Origin of the sequence: Kitasatospora sp. NPDC058218 (assembly GCF_042882445.1) — a bacterium.
In the GTDB taxonomy this organism is placed as follows: domain Bacteria; phylum Actinomycetota; class Actinomycetes; order Streptomycetales; family Streptomycetaceae; genus Kitasatospora.
Window position 1 is genome coordinate 14,369 of sequence record NZ_JBHVWC010000084.1, and the last position, 24,473, is coordinate 38,841.

Annotated in this window: 23 protein-coding genes; 13 read left to right on the forward strand and 10 right to left on the reverse strand. The window is 74.7% G+C overall.

What is annotated here, in order from left to right; all coding sequences use genetic code 11:
- Positions 1-93: 93 nt before the first annotated feature.
- Positions 94-573, forward strand: coding sequence for a DoxX family protein (locus ACFVYI_RS37450; protein WP_387893933.1), 480 nt, complete (start codon positions 94-96; stop codon positions 571-573).
- 55 nt (positions 574-628) lie between these two features.
- Here the strand turns inward: ACFVYI_RS37450 and ACFVYI_RS37455 are convergent, their stop codons facing one another.
- Both ACFVYI_RS37455 and ACFVYI_RS37460 read right to left on the reverse strand, forming a co-directional pair.
- Positions 629-925: an MTH1187 family thiamine-binding protein gene (locus ACFVYI_RS37455; RefSeq protein WP_387893935.1), complete on the reverse strand. Its 297-nt coding sequence runs from the start codon at positions 923-925 to the stop codon at positions 629-631.
- A gap of 287 nt (positions 926-1,212) precedes the next feature.
- On the reverse strand, positions 1,213-2,880 hold the full coding sequence (locus ACFVYI_RS37460) for a SulP family inorganic anion transporter (protein ID WP_387893937.1): 1,668 nt from the start codon (positions 2,878-2,880) through the stop codon (positions 1,213-1,215).
- 1,050 nt (positions 2,881-3,930) lie between these two features.
- On the opposite strand from ACFVYI_RS37460, the gene gcl reads away from it, so the two are divergent.
- The 3 genes from gcl to ACFVYI_RS37475 all read left to right on the forward strand — a co-directional run bounded on the left by gcl (position 3,931) and on the right by ACFVYI_RS37475 (position 7,014).
- On the forward strand, positions 3,931-5,709 hold the full coding sequence (gene gcl, locus ACFVYI_RS37465; protein ID WP_387893939.1) for a glyoxylate carboligase: 1,779 nt from the start codon (positions 3,931-3,933) through the stop codon (positions 5,707-5,709).
- A gap of 243 nt (positions 5,710-5,952) precedes the next feature.
- Positions 5,953-6,456, forward strand: a complete 504-nt coding sequence (locus ACFVYI_RS37470; protein ID WP_387893941.1) for a pyridoxamine 5'-phosphate oxidase family protein — start codon at positions 5,953-5,955, stop codon at positions 6,454-6,456.
- Between the two features lie 69 nt (positions 6,457-6,525).
- On the forward strand, positions 6,526-7,014 hold the full coding sequence (locus ACFVYI_RS37475) for a glutathione peroxidase (protein WP_387893943.1): 489 nt from the start codon (positions 6,526-6,528) through the stop codon (positions 7,012-7,014).
- Positions 7,015-7,197: 183 nt separating this feature from the next.
- On the opposite strand, the gene ACFVYI_RS37480 is transcribed toward ACFVYI_RS37475, so the two are convergent.
- The 6 genes from ACFVYI_RS37480 to ACFVYI_RS37505 all read right to left on the reverse strand — a co-directional run bounded on the left by ACFVYI_RS37480 (position 7,198) and on the right by ACFVYI_RS37505 (position 13,259).
- Positions 7,198-8,424, reverse strand: coding sequence for a PP2C family protein-serine/threonine phosphatase (locus ACFVYI_RS37480; RefSeq protein WP_387893945.1), 1,227 nt, complete (start codon positions 8,422-8,424; stop codon positions 7,198-7,200).
- 93 nt (positions 8,425-8,517) lie between these two features.
- The gene (locus ACFVYI_RS37485; RefSeq protein WP_387893947.1) at positions 8,518-8,769 is read right to left on the reverse strand and encodes a hypothetical protein; all 252 of its coding nucleotides are present in this window, start codon (positions 8,767-8,769) and stop codon (positions 8,518-8,520) included.
- An 84-nt stretch (positions 8,770-8,853) separates the two neighbouring features.
- Positions 8,854-9,099, reverse strand: coding sequence for a hypothetical protein (locus tag ACFVYI_RS37490; protein WP_387893949.1), 246 nt, complete (start codon positions 9,097-9,099; stop codon positions 8,854-8,856).
- Positions 9,100-9,342: 243 nt separating this feature from the next.
- Positions 9,343-10,140 carry a hypothetical protein gene (locus ACFVYI_RS37495; protein WP_387893951.1) on the reverse strand — a complete coding sequence of 266 codons (798 nt, stop codon included), beginning with the start codon at positions 10,138-10,140 and terminating at the stop codon, positions 9,343-9,345.
- A gap of 58 nt (positions 10,141-10,198) precedes the next feature.
- Positions 10,199-12,139: a serine/threonine-protein kinase gene (locus ACFVYI_RS37500; protein ID WP_387893952.1), complete on the reverse strand. Its 1,941-nt coding sequence runs from the start codon at positions 12,137-12,139 to the stop codon at positions 10,199-10,201.
- 187 nt (positions 12,140-12,326) lie between these two features.
- Positions 12,327-13,259: a LysR family transcriptional regulator gene (locus tag ACFVYI_RS37505; RefSeq protein WP_387893954.1), complete on the reverse strand. Its 933-nt coding sequence runs from the start codon at positions 13,257-13,259 to the stop codon at positions 12,327-12,329.
- A 119-nt stretch (positions 13,260-13,378) separates the two neighbouring features.
- Between ACFVYI_RS37505 and ACFVYI_RS37510 the strand changes: the two genes are divergently transcribed.
- The 3 genes from ACFVYI_RS37510 to ACFVYI_RS37520 are packed head-to-tail and all read left to right on the forward strand — an operon-like array spanning position 13,379 to position 16,760.
- Positions 13,379-14,083, forward strand: a complete 705-nt coding sequence (locus tag ACFVYI_RS37510) for a succinate dehydrogenase cytochrome b subunit (RefSeq protein ID WP_387893956.1) — start codon at positions 13,379-13,381, stop codon at positions 14,081-14,083.
- Complete coding sequence (locus ACFVYI_RS37515) at positions 14,080-16,026, forward strand: fumarate reductase/succinate dehydrogenase flavoprotein subunit (RefSeq protein WP_387893958.1); 1,947 nt, start codon at positions 14,080-14,082, stop codon at positions 16,024-16,026. The genes ACFVYI_RS37510 and ACFVYI_RS37515 overlap by 4 nt, the downstream gene beginning before the upstream one ends.
- Positions 16,023-16,760, forward strand: coding sequence for a succinate dehydrogenase/fumarate reductase iron-sulfur subunit (locus ACFVYI_RS37520; RefSeq protein ID WP_387893960.1), 738 nt, complete (start codon positions 16,023-16,025; stop codon positions 16,758-16,760). Before ACFVYI_RS37515 ends, ACFVYI_RS37520 begins: the two co-directional genes overlap by 4 nt.
- 42 nt (positions 16,761-16,802) lie before the next feature.
- Here ACFVYI_RS37520 and ACFVYI_RS37525 read toward each other — a convergent pair whose 3' ends face one another.
- Positions 16,803-17,636 (reverse strand): restriction endonuclease, encoded by an 834-nt coding sequence (locus ACFVYI_RS37525; protein ID WP_387893961.1) that lies wholly within the window; start codon positions 17,634-17,636, stop codon positions 16,803-16,805.
- 302 nt (positions 17,637-17,938) lie between these two features.
- On the opposite strand from ACFVYI_RS37525, the gene ACFVYI_RS37530 reads away from it, so the two are divergent.
- Together ACFVYI_RS37530 and ACFVYI_RS37535 are read left to right on the forward strand one after the other, a co-directional pair.
- A complete protein-coding gene (locus ACFVYI_RS37530) occupies positions 17,939-18,103 on the forward strand; it encodes a hypothetical protein (RefSeq protein WP_387893963.1) in 165 nt (54 codons plus the stop codon).
- A complete protein-coding gene (locus tag ACFVYI_RS37535; RefSeq protein ID WP_387893964.1) occupies positions 18,100-18,402 on the forward strand; it encodes a hypothetical protein in 303 nt (100 codons plus the stop codon). The genes ACFVYI_RS37530 and ACFVYI_RS37535 overlap by 4 nt, the downstream gene beginning before the upstream one ends.
- A gap of 72 nt (positions 18,403-18,474) precedes the next feature.
- Here ACFVYI_RS37535 and ACFVYI_RS37540 read toward each other — a convergent pair whose 3' ends face one another.
- Entirely contained in the window at positions 18,475-19,401 is a 927-nt protein-coding gene (locus tag ACFVYI_RS37540) for a DUF2797 domain-containing protein (RefSeq protein WP_387893966.1), read from the reverse strand.
- A 262-nt stretch (positions 19,402-19,663) separates the two neighbouring features.
- Here ACFVYI_RS37540 and ACFVYI_RS37545 point away from each other — a divergent pair, with 262 nt between their 5' ends.
- From ACFVYI_RS37545 to ACFVYI_RS37560, 4 genes are all read left to right on the forward strand, one after another.
- Positions 19,664-19,882 (forward strand): hypothetical protein, encoded by a 219-nt coding sequence (locus tag ACFVYI_RS37545; RefSeq protein ID WP_360640443.1) that lies wholly within the window; start codon positions 19,664-19,666, stop codon positions 19,880-19,882.
- Positions 19,883-19,963: 81 nt separating this feature from the next.
- Positions 19,964-20,650, forward strand: a complete 687-nt coding sequence (locus ACFVYI_RS37550) for a maleylpyruvate isomerase N-terminal domain-containing protein (protein WP_387893968.1) — start codon at positions 19,964-19,966, stop codon at positions 20,648-20,650.
- A 141-nt stretch (positions 20,651-20,791) separates the two neighbouring features.
- A complete protein-coding gene (locus ACFVYI_RS37555) occupies positions 20,792-21,811 on the forward strand; it encodes an NAD(P)-dependent alcohol dehydrogenase (protein WP_387893970.1) in 1,020 nt (339 codons plus the stop codon).
- Between the two features lie 142 nt (positions 21,812-21,953).
- Complete coding sequence (locus ACFVYI_RS37560) at positions 21,954-24,179, forward strand: restriction endonuclease (RefSeq protein WP_387893971.1); 2,226 nt, start codon at positions 21,954-21,956, stop codon at positions 24,177-24,179.
- Positions 24,180-24,473 lie beyond the last annotated feature (294 nt).

Below are 24,473 nucleotides of genomic sequence, written 5' to 3' on the forward strand. Positions count from 1 at the left end.
GGTCGATTTGACAGAGTATTGTCAACCGATTTCAGATAAGGGTACCCTTACCGCCGCCCGTCCCCCCACCCCTCCCCACAAGGAGACGTCCCCATGCCGGCTAGCACTCCCCAACAGGCGGTCGACGCCGCCCGCCCGATCGTCCTGACGGTCTTTCGCGTCGTCATCGGCCTGCTCTTCGCCTGCCACGGCGCCGCTTCGCTCTTCGGCGTACTCGGCGGCGCCAAGGGCGGCGGGTCCGTCCCGGTCGGCCAGTGGCCCGGCTGGTGGGCCGCGCTGATCCAGCTCGTCGGCGGCGTGCTGGTCCTGGCCGGCCTCGGCACCCGGACCGCCGCGCTGCTCTGCTCCGGCTCGATGGCCTACGCGTACTTCACCGTCCACCAGGAGCACGCGCTGCTGCCGCTGCAGAACGGCGGCGAGGCCTCGGTCCTGTTCTGCTGGGCCTTCCTCGCGATCGCGGCGCTCGGCTCCGGCCCGTTCGCGGTGGACCGACTGCTCCCCCGGTGGACCGCCGGCCGGGCCTACGGCTCCGACCGGGCCGAACAGAACGCCCAGCCCGCCCCGGTCCGCTGACCGAAGCCCTGCCCGCCGACCCGCAGGGGCCGGCGGGCAGGGCCGGTCGGCCCGCTCAGCCCTCGGCCAGGTGGCGCTCCACCGAGGCCACCTTGGCGGTGAGCCCGTTCATGACCCCGGCCCGGTCGTCGATCTTGATGACGGTACTGACCCGTCCGCTGTAGGCCTTCACCGCCTCGATCGCCTCCCGGATCACCGGCATCACCTCGTCCCACTCCCCCTCGACGCTGGTGAACATCGCGTCCGTGCGGTTCGGCAGCCCGCTCGCGCGGACCACCCGGACGGCGGCGGCGACCGCCTCCCCCACCTCCTCGCCGACCCCCAGCGGGGTGACCGAAAACGCTGCGATCACGGCTCTGCTGCTCCTCTCGCCCGGTGCTGGTCGCGGCGCCCGGTCCGTCGTGCACCCCGGCGCCGCGACCAGGCTAGCCGCCCGACGGGGCCGAGCCCGGGACGGCCGGCACGGCACTCGTGACGGACCAGCGCTCATGTCGGACCGGCTCTCTCGTCAGACCGGCACTCGCGTCGGACCGGCGCTACGGACGGACCCGCGCTGCCGACGGACCGCCACGGCGAGGTTGCGCGCCGTCCGGGCGGCCGGCCCGGCGCTCCGGACGGCGCGAGAGCCCCGACGCCCCGTCAGGCCACCGTCGGCAGCGGCGGTTCGACCGCCAGCGGCGCCGAGCTGCGGGCGCGGTGCTGGTCGGCCCAGGTATTGAGCGCCACCGTGCAGGCGTGGTCCAGATGGCGCAGCCCCGACCAGTCCAGCTCGACCGGGCGGTCCGCCGGAAGCCGCTCCAGGGCGTCCAGCAGGCGGGGCAGTCGCAGGAAGGTCGCGTTGCCGCTCAACCGGACCCGCAGCGGGCCCCCACCCGGCGCGGGGGCGGTCGCCCCGGTGATCGCCGGGCCGGGCGGCGGGCCGATCACCGGGCCGGGCGGCGGGCCGGCCGGGACCGGCAGCTCCTCCACCGCGATCTGCAGGTGCGAGGTCTGCCAGGCCGACTTGACCACCGCCAGGCCGATCCCGATCAGCACACCCTCGAACAGGTCGGTGGTGATGATCGCCACCGCCGTCACCGCGAGCACCGCCGCCTCGCCCCGGTGCTCGCGGCAGAGCCCGACGATCCGCCGGACCGGGACGAGCTTGGCGCCCGCGTGCACCAGCACGGCGGCCAGCGCCGTGAGCGGAACCAGGCCGAGCACGCCGGGCAGCAGCGCGGTGAAGAGCAGCAGCCAGAGTCCGTGCAGGACGCGGGAGGCCTTCGTCCGGGCGCCGGCCTGGACGTTGGCCGCGCTGCGGACGATCACCGCCGTCATCGGGAGCGCCCCGAGCAACCCGCAGAGCGTGTTGCCGATGCCCTGGGCGGTCAGCTCGCGGTCGTAGTCGGTACGCGGGCCGTGGTGCATCCGGTCCACGGCGGCCGCGCTGAACAGCGTCTCGGCGGAGGCGATCAGGGTGAAGGCGAGGATGGTGCCGAGGCCCGCCGTGCCGGCCAGTGCGCCGAGCGCGTCGCGCTCGGGCAGCCGGACCACGTCGAGCAGGCCGGAGACCCGGATCCGGGCGACCGGCAGGTCGGCGGCGGCCGTCACCGCGGCCGCGAGGCCGACGGCGGCCAGCGGCGCGGGTACGGCACGGGCCACCTTGGCCGGCAGGTGCTTCCAGAAGGCCAGCACCAGCAGGGTGGCGACGCCGAGAGCCACCGCGCTCGGTGCGGCCGCGCCGGTGACGGCGTCGCGCAGCAGCGCGGGCAGACCGGCGATCTTCTTGGGCCCGGTCGCGGGCGCCTTGCGGTCGGCGAGTGCGTAGAGCTGGCCGAAGAGCAGGGTCAGGCCGATGCCGGCCAGCATGCCGTGGACCACGGAGGCGGACATCGCGCGGAACCAGCGCCCCAGGCGCAGGGCGCCCATGGCCAGCTGGAGCAGCCCGGTGGCGAGCACCAGGACACCCAGCGCGCCGACGCCGTACTCCTGGACGGCCTCGTAGACCAGGACGGTCAGCCCGGCGGCCGGCCCGCTGACCTGGAGACTGCTGCCGGGCAGCGCACCGACCACGAGGCCGCCGACGATCCCGGTGACCAGCCCGAGCTCGGCGGGGACGCCGGAGGCGACGGCCACGCCGACACAGAGCGGCAGGGCGACCAGGAAGACCACCAGCGAAGCGGGCAGGTCGAAGCGCCAGGGCACGGCGCGCAGCGCGCCGACCGGATCGCGGCGGCGCGACGCACGGCGCGGGCGGGCCCGGCCCGGCGGGGCGCTCTTGCGGGGACGGCCCGGCGGGCTCTTGGGCCGACGGGGCAGGGCGCTCATCGGGCCACCCCCGGAGTGCGGGAGGGGCGGACGGGAGGACGGCAGGCGGGTCGGCGCATGGGTGCGTTCCTTCCGCGCACCCGCCGACGGGGCGGACGCGCTGCTGGGGGTGTCCGGCCGACCGGACCGGACACGGCTCGGCCGGCCGAGCGGGCGGGCGGAGAGGCGACGGGCGGGCGAGGGGCGCGGCGAAGCGACGGGCGGGCAGGCGGGCGCGGCGGCGGGTGGCTCGCCGCGTCGGTGGACCGGGCGGTACCTCGGTGGGGCACCCGACGGCGTCCGCGGCTCGCACGGCGCGGCGGCGTCGGTACGGCGGCCGCCCGGGCTGGCCGGGTGGCGGCGGTGGGTGTCGGGGCGGAGCGGGTGCGGGTCAGGGGGTTGTTCCTCGATCGGCTGCGTGCGGACCGGGCGGACCGGTCCTGAACGGGACACGACGGCCGGAGCTCCCCCGCTCCCCGGTCGACCCCAAATCCCCCTGCCGCGGCCCGAGTTGAACATGGCAACCATGACGGGTCCGGCGTGCCACCGACGGTACCCAGGGCCTCGGGCGAGGCCAACCTCGCACACCGTCCCTTCACCCGAGCCGCACACCGGGGCCGCTTCCCGCGCCGGATCGGGGCTCCGGCCGGGTACGTACACGCGAATGGCGCACTGGCATGCGAACGAGACCGGTCCGGAAGGCGGCCATTCCGCAGGACGTTCCGCCGGGCGTGCCGCCGGACGTTGCGCCGGGCGCTTTGCACGAAGGGACGACCGCGGAGCCCGTCCGGCACCGACGGACTGGAGGAACGGGCGATGGATCGGCCGCATCTGCCGTGACAGCCTGGCCCGACGGCCGGCCGACCCCTTCCCGCGCCCGCCACCTGCGGTTTCCCACCGCTCGCCACCGCGCAGCCACTTCCACATTCTGTTGAAAGCCCCCTTGACGCCCCGACAGGCGCCGCCTTACTTTGTTTCCGCATACAGAAACCGTTCTTCCGTATGGTGGAATTCTGGAGATGAGCCCTCCGACCCACTGCGGGCCGATGCAGGAGTAACCCGATGCCTCGTATGACAGCCGCACGCGCGGCAGTGGAGATCCTCAAGCTCGAAGGCGTTGAGGTCGCGTTCGGCGTGCCGGGCGCAGCGATCAACCCCTTCTACAAGGCCCTCAAGGAGGGCGGCGGCATCCGCCACACGCTGGCCCGACACGTCGAGGGCGCCTCCCACATGGCGGAGGGCTACACGCGCGCCAAGGCCGGCAACATCGGCGTCTGCATCGGCACCTCCGGCCCGGCCGGCACCGACATGATCACCGGCCTCTACTCGGCGATCGCCGACTCGATCCCGATCCTGTGCATCACCGGCCAGGCCCCGGTCTCCAAGCTCCACAAGGAGGACTTCCAGGCGGTCGACATCTCGTCGATCGCCAAGCCGGTCACCAAGAAGGCCACCACCGTGCTGGAGGCCGCGCAGGTCCCGGGCGTCTTCCAGGAGGCCTTCCACCTGATGCGCTCCGGCCGTCCGGGCCCGGTCCTCATCGACCTCCCGATCGACGTCCAGCTGACCGAGATCGAGTTCGACCCCGAGACCTACCAGCCGCTGCCGGTCTACAAGCCGCAGGCCAGCCGTGCCCAGGCCGAGAAGGCGATCCGGTTCCTGCTGGAGTCGGAGCGTCCGCTGATCGTCGCCGGCGGCGGCATCATCAACGCCGACGCCTCCGACCTGCTGGTCGAGTTCGCCGAGCTGACCGGCGTCCCGGTCATCTCCACCCTGATGGGCTGGGGCACCATCCCCGACGACCACGCGCTGAGCGCGGGCATGGTCGGCGTCCAGACCTCGCACCGCTACGGGAACGCGACCTTCCTGGAGTCGGACTTCGTCCTCGGCATCGGCAACCGCTGGGCCAACCGCCACACCGGGTACAACCTGGAGGCGTACACCAAGGGCCGCAAGTTCGTCCACGTCGACATCGAGCCCACCCAGATCGGCAAGATCTTCGCCCCGGACTTCGGCATCGCCTCCGACGCCAAGGCCGCGCTGGAGCTCTTCATCGAGGTCGCCGAGGAGCTCAAGGCCGAGGGCCGGCTGCCCGACTTCACCGCCTGGGCCGCCTCCGCCCAGGAGCGCAAGGCCACCCTGCTGCGCCGCACGCACTTCGACAACATCCCGATGAAGCCGCAGCGCGTCTACGAGGAGATGAACAAGGCCTTCGGCCCGGAGACCCGCTACGTCACCACGATCGGCCTCTCGCAGATCGCCGGCGCACAGATGCTGCACGTCTACAAGCCGCGCCACTGGATCAACTGCGGCCAGGCCGGCCCGCTCGGCTGGACCATCCCGGCCGCGATCGGTGCCGCCGTCGCCGACCCGCAGACCCCGATCGTCGCGCTGTCCGGCGACTACGACTTCCAGTTCATGATCGAGGAGCTGGCGGTCGCCGCCCAGCACAAGGTCCCCTACGTCCACGTCCTCGTGAACAACGCGTACCTGGGCCTGATCCGCCAGGCTCAGATCGGGCTGGACATCAACTTCCAGGTCAACCTGGAGTTCGAGAACATCAACACCCCGGAGCTCGGCGTCTACGGCGTCGACCACGTCAAGGTCGCCGAGGGCCTGGGCGTCAAGGCCATCCGCGTCACCGACCCGAACGAGCTGGGCGCCGCCTTCGAGGAGGCCAAGAAGCTCGCCGCCGAGCACAGCGTCCCGGTCGTGGTCGAGGCCATCCTGGAGCGCATCACCAACATCTCGATGAGCAAGACCGTCGACATGAGCGACGTGACCGAGTTCGAGGAGCTCGCCACGCTGCCGGAGCACGCCCCCACGGCGATCAAGCCGCTGGCACTCTGAGTCGCGGTGGTCCGGCACCCCCACCGGCGCCGGACCACCTTCGCCCGCCGCGAGCCCCCGGACGACCGCGCTCGGGGTGACTGCGCCCGGGCGGCTGCGCTCCGGTCGCGTCCGCGGCTCGCGACCGGAGCGCGCGCGTCCGTCCGGAGCGACCGCGTTCGACACCACGGCCGTGCGGGTACGTACCAGTGGCCCGCCCGCGCGCCGCAGCACGCGGGCCTCCGTACCCCGGGAGGCCACTCCGTGCCCTTCACCATGAGCATCGCCGAGCGCGAGGCCTTTCTGGCCGGCCCGCACGTCGGCGTCCTGGCCGTCCGCGACGACGACCAGTCGGCCGGGAGCCTGCTGGCCGTCCCGATCTGGTACTCCTACCGGCCCGGCGGCATCCTCACCGTCCTCACCGGCCGCGACTCCGCCAAGGCCCACCGGATCCGCGCCGCCGGCCGCTTCGCGCTCTGCGCCCAGCAGGAGGAACCGCCCTGCCGGTACGTGAGCGTGGAGGGCCCGGTGGTGGCGATCGAGGACGGGATCGACCCCGCCGAACGAGCCGCGATGGCCCACCGCTACATGCCGCCGGACACCGCCCGCGCCTACCTCGCCGCCACCACCGAACAGCTGACCGCCGACATCGCCATCCGGATGCGCCCCGAACGCTGGCGCAGCGCCGACTTCGCCGCCGTCGCCGCCCGCTTCGACGGCCGGTCCACCCGAACGGGGACGGAACACCCGGAGCCCGGTCGTGGTTGACCCCGGCGGGGCGACTACCGTTCCGTGACGAGTCCTGTCCCGACACCCGACCATCCGAAGGGGACTTCCGTGAGCCTGTACGACATCCCGCTGCGCACCCTGTCCGGCGAGGCCACCTCGCTGGGCGACTACAAGGGCAAGGCGCTGCTGATCGTCAACGTCGCCTCCAAGTGCGGCCTGACGCCCCAGTACGCCGGCCTGGAGCGGCTCCAGGAGCGCTACGCCGCGCGCGGCTTCACCGTGCTGGGCTTCCCGTCGAACCAGTTCGCCGGGCAGGAGCCGGGCAGCGCCGAGGAGATCCAGACGTTCTGCTCCACCACCTACGGCGTCTCCTTCCCGCTGTTCGAGAAGACCGACGTCAACGGCGACGACCAGCACCCGCTCTACGCGCAGCTGACCCGGACCGCCGACGCCGAGGGCCAGGCCGGGGACGTGTCCTGGAACTTCGAGAAGTTCCTCGTCTCGCCCGACGGCACCGTCGCCGCCCGGATCCGCCCCCGCACCGAGCCCGAGTCGGCCGAGGTCATCGCCGCGATCGAGGCCGTCCTGCCGGCCTGACCCACGCCACCGCTCCACGCGGGCCCGGGGCACCCGCCCCGGGCCCGCGCGCGTTGCGGACGCCGGAGGGGGGTGCCGGGGGCGGCACACCGGGAGTGGGCGGAGCCGGCAGAACGGACGGCAGCGGCCATGTCCCTCTGGCGGCAGGCCCGTTGGTGCCTCCCGGGCCCTGGGGGAAGGCCGTCAGAGCCGGACGACGACCAGGGCCGTGTCGTCGGTGGCGCCGCCCAGCGGCAGCAGGTCGTGCAGGAGGGCGTCGGCCAGAGGTTCGGGGGCGGTGCCGCGGTGGTGGGCGAGGGAGTCGGCGAGGCGGGCGAGGCCGGTGTCGATGTCCTCACGGCGGCGTTCGACCAGCCCGTCGGTGTAGAGCACGAGCGTGTCGCCCTCTCCGAACGCGACGGCTGCCTCCGGACGGGGGACGGGTTCGGGGCGGGCACCGAGCGGCGGGTCGGTGGCCCGGTCCAGGAACTCGACGGTGCCGTCGGTGTGCAGCAGGGCGGGCGGGGGGTGGCCCGCACAGCTGTAGGCGATCGTGTGCGTGTCCCAGTCGATGTGGGTCTCCACCGCCGTGGCGCTCTCGGCGCCGTCGACCGAGCGCGCGTACAGGCCGAGGGCCTCCAATGCCTGGGCGGGCCCCTGGGCCACCAGTGAGGCCGCGCTCAACGCGCTGCGGAGCAGGCCCATCACGCCGGCGGCCCGGAGGCCGTGGCCGACGACGTCGCCGACGGCCACCCCGATGCGGTCGCCGGGCAGGTTGACCAGGTCGTACCAGTCGCCGCACACGTTCAGCGCGCCCACGGCGGGCCGGTAACGCACGGCGGCCGGATGGTGGCCCACCGGTCGCGGGGCGGGCAGCATCGCCTCCTGCAGCGCGAGAGCCACTTCGCGCTCCCTGGCGTGGGCCTGGCGCAGCCGCTCGTTGACGTCCTGCAGCTCGCGGGCCCGCGTGTAGAGCTCCGCCTCCAGTATCCGGGCCCGGCCGCCGCCCGGGCCGCCGCGGGCCGTGATGAGCTCGGTCACCTCCTCCACCCGGTGCACGAGCAGGACCACCCGGCCGTCGGGCCCGAGCACCGGAGCGTTCACCGGACTCCAGTACCGCTCCGTCCAGTTGCCCGGCCGCTCCGGGGACTCGACGTCGTAGCGCTGCAGCGCCATGGCGTCGCGCTCCCCGGTGTCCAGCACCCGCATCAGCGACGCGCGCAGGTTGCGCGCACCGGTCGCCGTGGAGTCGTTCGGGTTGTCCGGGAAGGCGTCGAAGAGGTACCGGCCGATCAACGCGGCACGCGGACGCCCCGACGCGCGCACGTACTCCTCGTTCACCTCCGCGTACACCAGCTCGGGGGTCAGCAGCGCCACCATGCCGGGAAACGCCTGGAACACGGCCGCATAGTCGATGTCCGCGCCGTTCATGCTCAGCCCGCCTCATCGTGCGCCGCACTCTTCCGGTTCAACGATAGGAGCAGGACGGGGAGGCCGCCCGGGACCCGGCCCCGACGGGGCGCCTCACTCGCGTGACCACTCGGTCTCGGCCTGGGGCTCACCGACGGCCTCGGCGCCCTCCCAGAGGCGGATCCGGACCGCCCGGGGGCCGGGGGCGGGCGAGGAGAGCGTGCGCACGAACACGTCCCGGAGGTGGTTGGCCGCCTGCTGGGGCGGCCCGTCGTACGCCACGGGATTCTGCGCGGGAGCGCCGTCCCGCCGGAGCCAGTGGCCGTCGTCGTCCTGGGTCTCCAGTACCCATCGGTAGTGCCGCATGCTGGCCTCCTGTGCCGACGATCCCGCCCGGAACACGACCGTACGAGCCGGACGGGCCGACGGCGACCGATGGACGTCCGCCCGTCAGTACTCGGAGCCGCCTCGCAGGTACGTACCCACGACCTGAAGCCACGCCGAGGGGCTGAAGTACGCCTCGACCGCGTGCGGGGTGTCCTCGAAGACGCGCAGGACCCGCAGTGCACCGCTGGGGTGCAGGTCGTACTCGTAGGTGTAGCCGTCGGCGGTGTCCTGGAACTGCATGTCCAACGGCCCCTTCGACGGTTCCTCCGGCGACCTGGCCTCGGCCGAGAGTTTCACGTAGACGGACATGTCTCCGCCTCGCCTTCCTGTCTGCCCGAGGGGCCCGCCCCCGGGCGGCGGTCTCCTCAGGGCGCTGCGACCGGAGGCGCGGAGCCGGTGGTGCGGGGCCGATGGCGCCGGCCGACGAGGATCTGCTGCGCCGGGTCCGGTCACGGCGGCTCGGGCCGCCCCGGTAACCCCACGCTACTCCGCCCCCGCCGGGGCCGATCCGGCACCGCAGGACACCCGGCGGGCACCGAGGATCCCGAGAGCTCAGGGGCAGTGGTAGGCGAACGAGGCTGTCGCGGTCCGGGAGGCCGGGGAGAGGATCTCCAGGGTCGCGGTGGCCTGGAGCGAGCCCTGGCCCTCGAAGCTCCAGCGGAGCACCAGGTCGGTGCGGTGTGCGCCGGAGCCGATCTCCTGGGTGATCTCGCCCGAGGTGGTGCCGTCGCTGCGCAGCCAGCGGTAGCGGAGGGTGCCGGCGCCACCGTTGGTCTCCACCGCGGCCGTGATCACCGCCGTGCCGCCGCAGCCGGGGCCAGCAGGGTCGGTGGTCACGCCGACGCCGGTGACCGCCAGGGCCGGCGTGGTGAAGCGCCAGAACAGGAAGGCCAGGACGCCCAGCACCACCGCCACCGGGAGCAGCCATCGCCGGACCCGACGCGGGCGGGGCGGCCGCGGTGCCTCCGGCACGGCGGTGCCGTGCCAGACCGCGGCGGCCTGCGGCGGAACGCCGGGCCCGAATCGCCGCAACTCGCCCGGGGCGAGCGGCTGTTCGCGCGGGGCCGGCGGCTGTTCGCCCGGCGGCGGCTCGACGGGTGTGGTGGTCTCCCCCGGCTCCGGTGCGCCGCCCCAGACCTTGGGGTCCAGGAACGTCGCGCTCGCGGCCTCGGCGTCGTCGAGGCGGACCGTGCCGTCGAGCCGGACGGTCTCATCGAGCCGGACGGTGGCCTCGGTGTCGGACCCGAGTCGCACCGTCCGGTCGGCGCTGTCCGGACCGGAGGCGAGCCGAACGGTCCGGTCTGCGGCCGCGCCCGGTGCCGGGGCGGAGTCGGGGCGGGGCGTGGACATGGCTGCTCCAGGAGACGCGACGGGGAGGGGTCGTTGGGGACCGGGGACCGGTACGGGGTCAGCGGGGCGGGTCGCAGAGATAGGCGGCCATCGTGGCCGACGTCCTGCCCGGCTTCGCCGCCGCCGGCGTGGTGCCGACGCTCACACCCCAGGTCGGGAAGGTGTCGGTCGAGCCGAAGTCGTGCGGCCGGGTGACGGTGGCGCGGCCGTCGCGGACCACCACCGTGTCGGTCGCGACGGTGATCGTCCCTCGGCCCGAGGTGTGGAACCAGTTCAGCGTCAGGGTGCCGGTACCGGCGCCCTGGGCGACCACGGTGACGGTCGCGGTCAGGCTCCACCGGCCGCTGCAGGTCAGCGAGTCCAGGTTCACCGTGGTGACGGCGACGGTCGCCGGGGCGGCGGTCGCCGTCGGGGTCGCGGTGGCGGTCCCGGTCGGTGCGGGGGCGGTCGAGGTGGGCGGGGCCGACGGGGGCGCGGCCGACGGTGCCGCACCCCCGGGCGGGGCGGACGGCGGGCCGGAGGTGGGGGCGCCCGTCGCGGGCGAGGTCCCCTTGGTGGTGGGCGTCTTGCCGGTCGGCGTGGCCGTGGGCGACGTGCTCGGGCTGCCGGGGGTCGCCGACGGCGAGAGCGACGGGTCGGACGGCACGACGCCCGGAAGGTCCGTGGCACTGCTCGCGGCAGGCGCGGGACCTCCCGTCGGGTCGGGCACGCCGAGCGTGGTGGTGGCCTCCGGGGAGGCGCCGCCGACCACCGTACGGGCACCGCCGTCGGCGGCCCCCGCCATCGCCATGCCGGCCAGCGTGGCCAGGGTCAGGGTGCCGGCCACGACCCCGGCGAGCGCCTTGCCGCGGCTGCCGAGGCGCGCCCCGCGACGGGCCGGCGCGGCCCGGACCAGCGTCTCCCGGACGGCGGCGGCCGGAGCGGCGCCGCCCGCCAGGACGGTGTGGGCCAGTGAGGTGCCGCCGGCCGCACCGGCGGCGCCGGGCAGCAGCAGCGCGAGCAGCGCCACCAGCGCCGTGAGGTCGAGGCGGCCCCGCTCCTCCCACTGCGGCCCGTACCCGGCCGCCGCGACGGCCTCCAGCTCCTCGACCAGATCCGCCGCGCTCCCGGGCCGGGCCTGCGGGTCCTTGGCCAGGCCCGCGAGGATCAGCGGCCTGACCGGGTCGGGCGCCAGCTCGGCCGGGATCGGGGCCTCGGTGTGCTGGACGGCGAGCTCGGCGATCGTGGCGCCCTCGTACGGGCGGGTACCGGTGAGGCATTCGAAGAAGGTGACGGTGGCGGCGTAGACGTCACCGGCCGGGGAGGCCGGCCGGCCCGCCCACTGCTCGGGCGGCATGTAGGCGGGGGTACCGGACACGTCGCGGTCGTCGCCGCTCGGGACGGCGATGCCGAAGTCGACGAGCTTGGAGGTGCCGCGGACGTCGACCAGCACGTTGGCGGGTTTGTAGTCGCGGTGGACCACACCCGCCTCGTGGGCGGCCGCCAGGCCCAGCAGCGAGCCCTTCAGGACGACCAGCGCGGCCTCCGGGGTGGTGGCGCCCTCCGCCCGGAGCAGGTCGCGCAGCGCGATGCCGTTCACCAGCTCCATCACGATGGCCGCGCCCCGCTCGCCCTCCACGTACTCGTAGAGCCGGGTGACGTGCGGGGAGTCGATGGCCGCGAGGACCTGGGCCTCCTCCCGCAGGGCGGGGGTGCCGACGGAGCTGTGCAGGTACTTGATCGCGACGGGGTGGCCGGTCGCGCGGTGGCGGGCGAGCACGACCCGGCCGCTCGCGCCGGAGCCGAGCTCCCGCTCGTGGAGGTAGTCGGGGATCTCCCAGGGCCGCTCGTCCTCGACCGCCGGAGCCCGGTCCTCGGGAGCCCGGTCCTGCGGAGCTTCGGGCTCCGGAACCCCGGTCTCGGGGGCCCCGCTCGCGGGAGCCCCGCCGGTGGGAGCCCCGCCGGTGGGAGCGCCGCCGCTCCCGGTCCGTCTGCCGTCCTGCTGCTTCCCGTTGTCCATCGCGTCGCACTCTCCCCGTGACTGCCTGCTCGGCCCTGCGGCGTCGCACCCTACGACACCGTGGCTACCGCCTGGGACGCGGCCCGTGAACAGCGGGTTCCGAGGTCGTGGAGCCGTCAGGTCACGATTCGGGTGATTCGCACACCGTGCCAACCGTTCCCCCGTGCCGACCCGCACCCGGCCCCGGTCACGGCTCCAGCAGCAGCCGGGTGCCCGGCGGCAGCTCGCCCGCCCGGGCCGCGTCGCGCAGGTGGCGCAGCAGGGTCTCGCGCAGCGCGGCCGCCGCCCGGGTGAGCGGCACCTCGTGCCCGTGCGCGACGGCGATCGTCCGCCCCAGGCCCGGCCCGGCGAACGGGGTGACGGCCAGCCCCGAGCGGGCCGCCACCATGCCGGGCACCACGGCCGGGCCGAGCCCGGCCCGGACGAAGCCCAGCACCGCGTCCATCTCCCCGCCCTCCACCGCGAACTCCGGCTCGAAGCCGGCCTCCCGGCAGGCCGCCAGCGTCGCCTCCCGCACGTCGTAGCCCTCCCGGAACATCACCAGCGGCCGGCCGCGCAGCTCCGCCACCCGGACCCGGCGGCGCCGTCCGGCGGTGTCGGCCCGGGCCACCAGCACCAGTTCCTCGTGCAGCAGCTCGGTGACGGCGAGCGCCGGCGCCGCCTCCCCGCTCGGCGGGGTGATGATCAGCGCGACGTCCAGCTCCCCCTCCGCCAGCGTCCGGACCAGGTCGCGCGAGCCGCCCTCGCGGACCACCAGCGCCACCCCCGGGTAGCGGTCCCGGAAGACCCGCAGGACGTCCGGGACCAGGCTGGTGCACAGGCTCGGCGGTGCTCCCAGCCGGACCCGACCGCGGCGCAGCTGCACCGTCTCCTGGACGGCCAGCCGGGCGCTCTCGGTGTCCGCGAGGATGCGCCGGGCCAGCGGCAGCAGGGCGTCCCCGGCGTCGGTGAGGGCGATGTTGCCCCGGGTGCGGTGGAACAGCTCCGCACCCAACTCCCGCTCCAGGGAACGGATCTGCTGGGAGAGGGAGGGCTGCGCCACATGCGCCGCCTCGGCCGCGCGGGTGAAGTGGCGGGTCTCGGCGACGGCGAGGAAGTAGCGGAGTTGCTGCAGCTGCACCCGGCCAGGATAGGCGCGCGCCCGCGCACCCCCAGCGCACCCACCATAGGCCCTGGCTATCGTGGCGAGCCGCAGCATGTCTTGGACGTACCGTCGGGCGCGTCCCTACCGTTGTCGCCATGACAACCGCGACTCGGACGGCCCGGCATCCGTCCACCCTGGCGACCCTGTGGCGGTCGACCGTCGGCAAGAAGGCGGTCATGGCCGTCAGCGGACTGGTCATGCTGCTCTACCTGGTCGCGCACATGCTGGGCAACCTCAAGGTCTTCTTCGGCCCGGACGACCTCAACGGCTACGCGCACTGGCTGCGCACCCTCGGTCAGCCGGTGCTGCACTACGAGTGGTTCCTGTGGATCGCCCGGGTCGGCCTGCTGGCGGCCGTCGGGCTGCACGGCGTGGCCGCGTACCAGCTCAGCCGGCGTGACCTCGCGGCCCGGCCCAGCAAGTACGTGCACCAGCGGCGGCGGAGCAGCTACGCGACCCGGACGATGCGCTGGGGCGGGGTGATCCTGGCACTGTTCATCGTCTGGCACATCCTGGACCTCACCACGCTCACCGTGAACCCGGCCGCCGAGCACGGCCACCCGTACCAGAACATCGTGGCCTCCTTCTCGAACTGGTACAGCTGCGTGATCTACATCGTCGCGATGCTGGCCGTCGGCCTGCACATCCGGCACGGCTTCTGGAGCGCCGCACAGACCCTCGGTGCCAACAACGCCCGCCGGGACCGCGCGTTGAAGCTGACCGCCAACGGTCTGGCGCTGGTGCTGACCGTCGGCTTCCTGTCCGTCCCCGTGGCCGTGATGACCGGAGTGGTGAGTTGACCCCCTACAGCGAGTACACCGTGGGCGACCCGGTCGCCGACACCAGGGCTCCCGCCGGGCCGATCGAACAGCGCTGGGACCAACGGCGGTTCGACGCCAAGCTGGTCAACCCGGCCAACCGGCGCAAGCACACCGTGATCGTGGTCGGCACCGGCCTGGCCGGCGGCGCGGCCGGCGCCACACTGGCCGAACAGGGCTACCACGTCGTCCAGTTCTGCTTCCAGGACTCCCCCCGGCGGGCCCACTCGATCGCCGCCCAGGGCGGCATCAACGCCGCCAAGAACTACCGCAACGACGGCGACTCCGTCCGCCGGCTCTTCTACGACACCGTCAAGGGCGGCGACTTCCGGGCCCGCGAGTCCAACGTCCACCGGCTGGCCCAGGTGTCGGTGGAGATCATCGACCAGTGCGTGGCCCAGGGCGTCCCCTTCGCCCGCGAGTACGGCGGCCTGCTGGACACCCGCTCCTTCGGCGGCGTCCAGGTCTCCCGCACCTTCTACGCCCGCGGCCAGACCGGCCAGCAGCTGCTGCTCGGCGCGTACCAGGCGCTGTCGCGCCAGATCGCCGCCGGCAACGTGGAGATGCACGCGCGCACCGAGATGCTGGACCTGCTGGTGATCGACGGGCGGGCGCGCGGCATCGTCTCGCGCGACCTGGTGACCGGCGCGATCACCACCCACACCGCCGACGCGGTGGTGCTCGCCAGCGGCGGCTACGGCAACGTCTTCTACCTCTCCACCAACGCCAAGAACTCCAACGCCACGGCGGTCTGGCGCGCGCACCGGCGCGGCGCCTGGTTCGCCAACCCCTGCTTCACCCAGATCCACCCGACGTGCATCCCGCGCTCCGGCGAGCACCAGTCCAAGCTGACCCTGATGAGCGAGTCACTGCGCAACGACGGCCGGATCTGGGTGCCGAAGGCCGAGGGCGACACCCGGCCGCCGGGCGAGATCCCCGAGGCCGAGCGGGACTACTACCTGGAGCGGATCTACCCCTCCTTCGGCAACCTGGTGCCGCGCGACATCGCCTCCCGGGCCGCCAAGAACGTCTGTGACGAGGGCCGCGGCGTCGGTCCCGGCGGCCAGGGCGTCTACCTGGACTTCGCCGACGCCATCCGGCGGCTCGGCCGCGACGCGGTGGCCGCCAAGTACGGCAACCTCTTCGAGATGTACGAGCGGATCACCGCCGAGGACCCGTACCGGGTGCCGATGCGGATCTACCCGGCGATCCACTACACGATGGGCGGGCTCTGGGTCGACTACGACCTGCAGACCACCGTCCCCGGCCTGTTCGCGATCGGCGAGGCCAACTTCTCCGACCACGGCGCCAACCGGCTCGGCGCCAGCGCCCTGATGCAGGGCCTCGCCGACGGCTACTTCGTCCTCCCGCCGACCCTCAACGACTACCTGGCCCGCAACCCGCTGCCCGCCGTCCCGGCCGACCACGCCGAGATCGCCTCGGTCGAGGCCGAGGTGACGGACCGGCTGAACCTGATCCTGGCGGTCGGCGGCGACCGGACGCCGGACTCCTTCCACCGCGAACTCGGCGAACTCCTGTGGGACGAGTGCGGGATGGCCCGCGACGAGGCCGGCCTGCGCCGCGCCCTCGCCCGGATCCCGCAGCTGCGCGAGGAGTTCTGGCGCCGGATCCGGGTGCCCGGCACCGGGGAGGAGCTCAACCAGTCGCTGGAGAAGGCCAACCGGCTGGTCGACTACTTCGAACTGGCCGAGCTCATGTGCCTGGACGCCCTGCACCGCGCCGAGTCCTGCGGCGGCCACTTCCGGACCGAGAGCCAGACCGAGGACGGCGAGGCGGCCCGGCGCGACGACGCCTTCTCCTACGCCGCCGCCTGGGAGTTCACCGACACCGGCAGCGCCCCCGTCCTCCACCGCGAGCACCTCGACTTCGAGCACGTCCACCCCACCCAGCGGAGCTACGCGTGAACCTCACCCTTCGGATCTGGCGCCAGGCGGGCCCGGACACCCCCGGCTCGATGACCACCTACCAGGTCACCGGGATCAGCCCGGACATGTCCTTCCTGGAGATGCTCGACACCCTCAACGAGGAGCTGATCACCCGCGGCGACACGCCGGTGGCCTTCGACCACGACTGCCGCGAGGGCATCTGCGGCGCCTGCGGCATGGTCATCAACGGCCAGGCCCACGGCCCCGAGCGGACCACCACCTGCCAGCTGCACATGCGGCACTTCGCCGACGGCGACACGATCGACATCGAGCCCTGGCGGGCCGCCGCCTTCCCGGTCGTCAAGGACCTGGTGGTGGACCGCTCCGCCTTCGACCGCATCATCGGCTCCGGCGGCTACATCACCGCCCCCACCGGCAGCGCCCCCGACGCGCACGCCACGCCGGTGCCCAAGGAGACCGCCGACACGGCCTTCGAACACGCCGAGTGCATCGGCTGCGGGGCCTGCGTCGCCGCCTGCCCCAACGGTTCGGCGATGCTCTTCACCTCCGCCAAGGTCGTCCACCTCAACGTGCTCCCCCAGGGCGCGCCCGAGCGCAAGTCCCGGGTGCGCGACATGGTCGCCACGATGGACGCCGAGGGCTTCGGCGGCTGCACCAACACCGGCGAGTGCGCCACCGCCTGTCCCAAGGGCATCCCGCTGCCCAGCATCGCGGCGATGAACCGGGAGTTCCTCCGCAGCGCGGCGGGCTGAGCACGCCCGACCACCGGGCCGCGCTGCCACCGGGCCACCGGATCAGCGGGCCTCCAGGCCGGCGGGCCCCTCCGGGCGGGAGGGGCCCGCCCTGCCCGGCCGGTCGCCCGGCGACCCGCCGGACGGTATGGCGAGGTCCACGGTCTGGTAGAGGTGGTCCGCGTCCTGGGACCACCTACGCAGGGCGTCACGGTCGATGAGCCCGATGCCGTGCCTGGCTCCCCACTGGACCGCGTCCCGGGTGAAGGAACCGTTGGTCACGACCAGGGACTCCTCGGCTCCGTAGACCGCCTCGGAGGTGCCCTTGATCTGGTAGAGCACCCGGGCCGAGACCTTCGCACCCACCGTGGTGTGCTTGCACTGGACCGCGATCGCGCCTCCGCCGGCGGTGCGGGCCAGGACGTCGACGGCCTGGTCCCCCTTGCCGCCGATCACCTCGGCCCGCAGGCCGTCGCGTGCCATCAGGCGGCGGACCAGCGCCTCGAAGTCGGCGGGCGACACCGTGTCGATCTCGGCCATCGACGGGCCGTAGGCCGACCTCCGCTCCTCGCGGCTCAGCTCCAGGCCGGCGATCCAGGCCGCCTTCCGGTCCGCCTCGTGCCGGAGCTGACGCCGCCGCAGCTCCCGGTTCTCCTCGACGAGCCTGCTGACCTCCTCCTGGTGGCTCCGCAGCCTGCGCCGGTACGCGGCGTTCGCCATGACCTCGACCGGCAGGGCGATCAGCAGGCCCACCGTCAGCGCGGCCGAGACGTCCTGGATCCTCATGAACCCGCTACCGGGCTCCGCCGAGGCCGGAGGGAGCCCGTGGGAGAGGTTGTTGAGGACCGGCACCGCGAGCGTGCCCAGGACGATCAGGGCGAGCTTCCACCCGCTCACCCTCCGGTAGGGAAACTCCGGCCTCTGCCGCATGTGCCGCCCCCGCTCGTTCGACGTTCCGACCGCTTCCGGCGAGCATGCCGCACGGCACTGACAGTCCGGCCGCCCGCCGACCCCGGCGCCTCGGCGCGCGGTGCCCGGCGCCCCCTGGCCGGCCCCGTCCGAACATCCATCGGGGCAGTGCCGGGAAGGGCGGGGCGCACGGGCCGGCATGTGCGCCCCGCGCGGGTGGTGGTTCCTCAGGACCAGTGCTGTACCCGGGGAATTCGCGCTACGGTGGTCCCCGCGCCAAGGAGGGTCATATGCCCGAGGTTCAGTCCTGCGCCGGGTGCGCCGGGTCCGGGGGGACGGAGAAGACCGAGGCGACGGTCGAACTGGACGAGGAAGGGAGCATGGTGGCGAAGCTCAACACCTTCTGGTCGCCGTGCGGTCGGTGCCACGGATCCGGGACGGTGATCGTCGGATGAGGTTGGTCTTCGAGTGCGTCGAGTGCGGCGGCCACTACCTGCCGCCGGAGAGCCTGGTGTACCCGGACGGGCCCGCCTCGGCGATCTGGTGCACGGGCTGCCAGACGGCGAAGCGGGCGGCGGGCGTCCGCGAGGACCCGCTGCTGGCGCGGGTCGCGCTGGCCGCCGCCCGGGCCGCACTGGTCCATCGCGCCGCCGACGACGCCGGGCCCGCACGGGCCGACGTCCGGCCGTCCCGGCCGCCGCTGTCGCGCCGGGCGCGGTCCGGGCCGGGCGGGGTGCGCAGCAAGCTGGGCTGAGCCGGGCCACCGGCCGGCGCCTTCCCTCCTCCGCTGCCAGCCGACAGCCACCCGCTACCCGCTACCCGCCGGTCAGAACAGCGCCTCCTGGGTGTCCGGCTCCTCCGGGCGCACCCGGGGACTCACGCTCAGGCCCGACGCCGGCCGGCCGGCCGCCGGAGCGAGCGTCCAGCCGGTGAGCCGGCGGGTGTCGAGCAGCAGCGGTTCGGCGCCGTCGGGCTGGTCGAGCAGCAGGTACCGCCCGATCGGCGGGCGCAGCCGCCCGGCGACCACCGCTCCGGGGGCGAGGGCGTCGATCTGCCCGTAGGCCGCGGGCGCGCCGTCGGCCAGCCCGAAGACCTCCACCTGGTCGACGACCGGGTGGTCGGGAAGCAGCTCCACCGCGTGCCCGTCCAGCAGCCGGTGGGCCCGGGCGCGGGCCTCGTCGAGGAGCACGCGGCGCCCGTCGGCGTCGCCGTGGCGCCACCAGTGCGCCGTCTTCGCCCGCCCGGTGAACCGCTCGCGGGCCATCCCCGAGGCGGCGACGGTGAGCTCGGCCCGGCGGACGGCGGGCAGGGCCCCGCGGGCGGCGAACGTCCAGGCGAGCGCGCCCTGTTCGAGCAGCCGGGCGGTGCCGCGCTGCTCGGCGGTCAGGCCGACCTTCAGCAGCCCGTCGCCGAACCAGGCGAGGTAGAGCCGGTAGGTGCGGCCGTCGTCGAGGATCTGGTCCCGGGCGAGCGCCAGCCCGCGGTCGACGCTCTGGCAGGCGGCGCACTGGACCGCTCCGCCGTCCGGCTCGATGACGGCGTGGTGCGGGCACGGCGTGCGCTCGCTCGCCCCCACGAGCCAGGCACCGGTGCAGCGGCGCGGCCCGCCGAGCAGCCAGCCGATCCGCGTACCCGGCGCCACCACCCGCTCGTGCACCCGGCGGCCCTGGACGGCGCCGAGCACCGGCTGCCCGTCGCGCCAGTGCAGCCCGGTGGAGATCCACCCGCCGCCCGCCTGCTGCGGTACCTGCACGCCCACCCTCCCGTCACCCGTCCGTCCCTGCGTCCGAACCAGCGAGGCTACCCGCTCCCTCCGACAGTGTGTCCCTGACCTGCGCCGACGGGCAGGACCGGACGGGCCGCGGGCGGACCCGCCCCGGGCTCCCGAAGCGGTGATCACCCGTACGCGTGGCATCCGGCCGGGCCCCGCCGTCGTTGCTCCGGGCATGAGCCATACGAACCCGCCCCGTGTCCTGCACGTCGTGTCCGCTCCCCCCGAAGGAACGCCCCGGGCCGTGGAACTGACGCAGTCGTGGGACAGCAGCGCCGCCGAACGGGCGGCCGACGCCCTGGACGCGCTGCGCACCGTCGAGGTTCCCGTGGGCGCCGTGCGGGCCGCTCTGCTGATCCTGGCCGACCTCGTCCGCCGGCCCGGCGAGAGCGAGGAGATGCGGGCCGCGGCGCGCGACGTGTGCGCCGTCCTGGCCGGGCTGACCGACGCCCTGACGGCCTGAGGGGGGCACCCCGCGGGCGCGCTTCCCGCCGTACCCCCGGGGGTGTCGAGGGACGGCCGGGCGACGGGGTACGGTCACGCCATGATCGACAGCGCCCACGGGCCGAACCCCGTTCCCGACCCCGCACCCGGCCCGGTCACCGCCGACGACCTCGCGCTCACCCTACGACTCGCCGCCGCCACCCTGCGCGGCGCGCCCGCCGACGCCGACTGGTCCCGCCCGGCCGGGACGCTCACCTGGGACTGCTGGGCCACCGTCGAGCACCTGGCCGACGACCTGCTCGCCTACGCGGCCCAGCTCGGCCCGCAGACCCCGCCGCGGGACCGCTACGTGCCGTTCCGGTCGGTCCGGCTGTCCCCGGGCGCACCGAACAGCTTCGTCTACGCGCAGCGCGAGACCGGCCCGGAGGGGCTGGTCGAGGTCCTGGAGGCAAGCGGCGCGCTGATGGTCGCGATCGCCCGCACCGCCTCGCCGGACACCCGCGCCTACCACCCGTGGGGCCTCGCCGACCCGGCCGGGTTCACCGCGATGAGCCTGGTGGAGACGCTGGTCCACCTGCACGACGTCGCCCAGGGGCTGGGGCTGCCGTGGGAGCCTCCGGCCGACGTCTGCCGGCGCACGCTCGCCCGGCTCTTCCCCGACGTGCGGCCCGACCCGGCCGCCGGTCCGTGGCCGACCCTGCTCTGGGCCACCGGCCGCGGCGAACTCCCCGGCCGCCCCCGGCGCACCGACTGGCGCTGGTACGCGGAGGTCCCCGCCTCCGGGTAGGTCCGGTCCGGCCGATCCCGGCGGATCGGCGCGGCGGTCCACTTCCTCATTCCCCGACGGGAATTGGCGCGGCGCACGGCTGCGGCCAGGATCAGCCGGAGCCGGGGGCGCCCCGGCCGAGCCCGACGGAAGAGGACCACCATGCGCGCGTACCGTCTCGACCGACCCGGCCGGCCCGACGGCCTGGTCCTGCACCACGGCGAGCCGGCCGACCCGGGGCCCACCGAGGTGCTGGTGAGGGTGCACGCCGCCGCGCTCAACCGCCGCGACGCCCTGATCCTCTCCGGCCGCTACCCGCTGCCCGCCCGGCCCGGGGTGATCGCCCTCAGCGACGGCGCGGGCGAGGTGGTCGCCGTCGGCGCGCAGGTGACCAGGTTCCGCGTGGGCGACCGCGTGACCGGCAGCTACTTCCCGCGCTGGACGGCCGGCCGGCTCCGGCCCGACCTCGCCGACCAGCTCGGCTGCACCGTCGACGGCCTGCTCACCGAGTACGCCGTGCTGGACGAGCAGGCGCTCGCCGCCGTACCCGCGCACCTCGCCTGGACCGAGGCCGCCGCGCTCAGCTGCGCCGGGGTGGCCGCCTGGCGCGCCCTGACCGGCGGCGGCCCGCTGATCCCCGGCTCGACGGTGCTCACCCTGGGCAGCGGGGACGTCTCGCTGTGCGCCGTGCAGTTCGCCAAGGCGCACGGCTGCCGGGTGCTCGCGGTCAGCGGGAGCGCCGCGGGTGCCGAGCGGCTGACCGCCCTCGGCGCGGACCACGTCCTGGACCGCCGTCGCACCCCGGAGTGGTCCGCCGAGGTCCGGCGACTGACCGACGGCGCCGGCGCCGACCTGGTGGTCGAGACCCACGGCCCGGCCACCATCGACCAGTCGGTGCGCGCCGCCGCGCTGTACGGGCAGATCGTGCTGCTCTGGGTCGTCTCCGACGAGCCGGCCGCGCTGCGGATCACCGACGAGGCGTACGCGGGGTCGCTGGCGACGATCCGCCGGGAGTTCGTCGGCAGTCGCACCGACCTGGAGACGATGCTCCGTGCGGTCGGACAGCACGGGCTGCGTCCGGCGGTCGGGCGGGAGTTCGGCTTCGACGAGGTGCCGGACGCCTACCGGCACTTCCTCGCCCGGGAGAGCGTCGGGAAGGTCGTGATCCGGGTGGCCGGGTGACGCCCCGTCGCTCCGGACGCCTTCGCAGGTCATGGGCGCTTGGCCGGTTCACCCGTCCACGTTCTATTGTGGCGGGCGCGGCGGCGGCGCGGCCGGGAGACGGCGCGCGGGCGCGGCCGGGCGCGAAGCGAAGGGGTGGACGGTGGCGGGGCGGCGGAACGACGGTGTGCTGGCGGTCTGGGCGGAGACGCAGCGACAGGAGCAGCGCCGGGAGGAGGCGCGGTGGCGCGCCCAGGCGACCGAGCAGCGCCGGCGCGAGCGCGAGGAACGCGAGGCCCAGCGGGCGGCCGCCCGGGGCGAGCGTGAGGCGCTGCGCGCGTACCAGCAGTCGCGGGAGGCGGAGGCGGCCCGGCAGACGGCCGAACTGGACGGCCGGGTCGATGAGTTGAGGGGCCTGCTGGCAGCCGGGCTGGGCCGGTCGGCATTCAGCCCGCAGGCCCTGTTGGCGCCCCGGGCGCTGCCGCCGTTCGAGCCGGGCCGGCTCGGCGAAGCGGTGCCGATGCCCGACCAGGCGCACTACCAGGTGCCGCCGCCGGACCCTGTCCAGGCCCGCACCCCGGCGGTCTGGCGGCAGTACGAGCAGTACGTGGCGCAGGCCCGGGCCCGGTTCGAGCAGGACTGGTACGCGGCCCAGGCGGCCGAGGCGGACCGCCAGCGCCGGCTCGCCGAGTACCACCGGCAGTACCTGGACTGGGTGGCCCAGCACCGCCGCCAGGACGAGGAACGGGCCTCCCGCACCCAGGAGTTGCTGCGCCGGCTGCGCTCCGGCGAACCGGAGGCGGTGCAGGAGTACTTCACCGCGGTGCTGTACGCCTCGGCGGGCTGGCCGGAGGGGTTCCCGCACCGGCTGGTCGCGGCCTGGGAGGCCTCGACCCGCCAACTGGTCGTCAACTGGGAGCTGCCCGCCGCGGACGTCGTCCCGGCCGCCGCCCGGGTGCGGTACGTGAAGACGGACGACCGGGAGGCCGAGGTGGCCCGCCCGGCCACCGAGCGCAAGGCGCTCTACCGCGAGGTGCTGGCGCAGAGCGCGCTGCGGGTGGTCGCCGAACTATTCCGCGCGGACGCGGACGGCCAGCTGGCGTCGGTGGTGCTGAACGGCTTCGTGCGCGGCATCGACCCGGCGACCGGCCGGGAGGCCGAGCGCTTCCTGTCCACGGTCACGGTGGACCGGCCCGAGTTCGCGGGGCTGGCGCTGGACCGGGTGGCGGCCGTGGAGTGCTTCCAGGGGCTCGGCGGCGTCCTGTCGGCCCGGCCCGAGCGGCTGGACGAGGTCCGGCCGGACCGGCTGCCGGAGACGGTCGGCGGCAGCCTCGCCGGGCAGGGCGGCGAGGACGAGCCGGACCTCTTCGAGATGGACCCGATCGAGTTCGAGGAACTGATCGCCGAACTGTTCCGACTGCGCGGCTTCCGGGTGATGACCACGGCACGCAGCGGGGACGCCGGGGTGGACGTGGTCGCCGAGGACCTCGACCCGGTGACCGGCGGACGGATCGTCATCCAGGCCAAGCGCTACCGCTCGACGGTCTCCCCCACCGCCGTCCGGGACCTCGACTCCACGGTGCGCCACCACGGCGCGATCAAGGGCATCCTGGTGACCACGGCCGGCTTCGGTCCGGGCTCCTACGAGTACATCCGCAACAAGCCGCTGAGCCTGGTGAGCGGGCCGGAGCTGGTCGAACTGCTGGCCGAACAGGGCCTGCGCGGCCGGCTCGGCGGCGGTGCCGGCGGTCCGGCCGGTGCCGCGGCCCGCGCGAACGGTGGCAGCGGCGCGAGCGGCAGCGACCCGAACGGGGCCGATCGGGCGACCGGTCACGGGCCCGCCGCCCACGCCGCCGGCGCGGCGGGCGACGACCGCCCGACCAGTGTGCGGCTCTCCTGGCAGAGCCGCACGGCCGGCGGGGACGCGGTGGAGCTCGACGTCTCCGCCTTCCTCTGCGCCGCCGGGCGGGTGGTCAGCGACGAGCACTTCGTCTTCTTCAACAACCCGCAGGACCCGGACGGCGCGGTCCGCCTGCACCCGACCCGCTCGAAGCCGGGCGAGCCCGTCCGGGAGGCCGAACTCAGCCTGCACCTCGGCCGGGTGGCGGCGCACGTGGACGAGGTGGCGGTCGCGGTCTCCACCGAGGAGGAGGAACCCCCCGCACTGCCGCTCGGCTACGTGCACGGGCTGGCCCTGACCGCCGCGTTCGGCCCGGACGCCGCCGGGCCGGAACACTGGGCGGCCGTGACCGCCGGGGTGCCGGACACCGCGCTGGTGGTCGGCTCGTTCCACCGCACCGGCGGCGGATGGCGGTTCACCCCGGCCGGGGCGTCGGTGGCGGGCGGACTGGCCGGACTCGCCCAGCGCTGGGGCGTCGCCGTCGAGTAGCCCGCCGGGCACCCGCCCCCGAGGGCGGGACCTCAGGGGCGACGTCATACCCCAGGAGGAGAGCACCCCCCGCCGGACCGCCGGGACGGCGGGGGGCCGCCGTACCCGCGGGCGACAAATCGGACCGGAACGGATTGGGAGGATTGGACGGAACCCGATCATCCGTTCCGTCCCCGCAGGAGTTCCCCCGTGACGATGTCCGCAACCGCCGTCCGTACCGGCCGGGCGGCCGCCCGCGCCACCGGTCTCAACAAGGTCTACGGGGACGGGGAGACCCGCGTCGTCGCCCTCGAC

Excerpts from the sequence above, each read along its gene's own strand:
- ACFVYI_RS37530 (WP_387893963.1), top strand. The coding sequence starts at position 17,939 with ATGCCCGAGGTTCAGTCCTGCGCCGGGTGCGCCGGGTCCGGGGGGACG.
- ACFVYI_RS37500 (WP_387893952.1), bottom strand. The coding sequence starts at position 12,139 with ATGGACAACGGGAAGCAGCAGGACGGCAGACGGACCGGGAGCGGCGGC.
- ACFVYI_RS37510 (WP_387893956.1), top strand. The coding sequence starts at position 13,379 with ATGACAACCGCGACTCGGACGGCCCGGCATCCGTCCACCCTGGCGACC.
- ACFVYI_RS37550 (WP_387893968.1), top strand. The coding sequence starts at position 19,964 with ATGATCGACAGCGCCCACGGGCCGAACCCCGTTCCCGACCCCGCACCC.
- ACFVYI_RS37450 (WP_387893933.1), top strand. The coding sequence starts at position 94 with ATGCCGGCTAGCACTCCCCAACAGGCGGTCGACGCCGCCCGCCCGATC.
- ACFVYI_RS37485 (WP_387893947.1), bottom strand. The coding sequence starts at position 8,769 with ATGCGGCACTACCGATGGGTACTGGAGACCCAGGACGACGACGGCCAC.
- ACFVYI_RS37490 (WP_387893949.1), bottom strand. The coding sequence starts at position 9,099 with ATGTCCGTCTACGTGAAACTCTCGGCCGAGGCCAGGTCGCCGGAGGAA.
- ACFVYI_RS37460 (WP_387893937.1), bottom strand. The coding sequence starts at position 2,880 with ATGAGCGCCCTGCCCCGTCGGCCCAAGAGCCCGCCGGGCCGTCCCCGC.
- ACFVYI_RS37555 (WP_387893970.1), top strand. The coding sequence starts at position 20,792 with ATGCGCGCGTACCGTCTCGACCGACCCGGCCGGCCCGACGGCCTGGTC.
- ACFVYI_RS37480 (WP_387893945.1), bottom strand. The coding sequence starts at position 8,424 with ATGAACGGCGCGGACATCGACTATGCGGCCGTGTTCCAGGCGTTTCCC.
- ACFVYI_RS37495 (WP_387893951.1), bottom strand. The coding sequence starts at position 10,140 with ATGTCCACGCCCCGCCCCGACTCCGCCCCGGCACCGGGCGCGGCCGCA.
- gcl (WP_387893939.1), top strand. The coding sequence starts at position 3,931 with ATGACAGCCGCACGCGCGGCAGTGGAGATCCTCAAGCTCGAAGGCGTT.
- ACFVYI_RS37535 (WP_387893964.1), top strand. The coding sequence starts at position 18,100 with ATGAGGTTGGTCTTCGAGTGCGTCGAGTGCGGCGGCCACTACCTGCCG.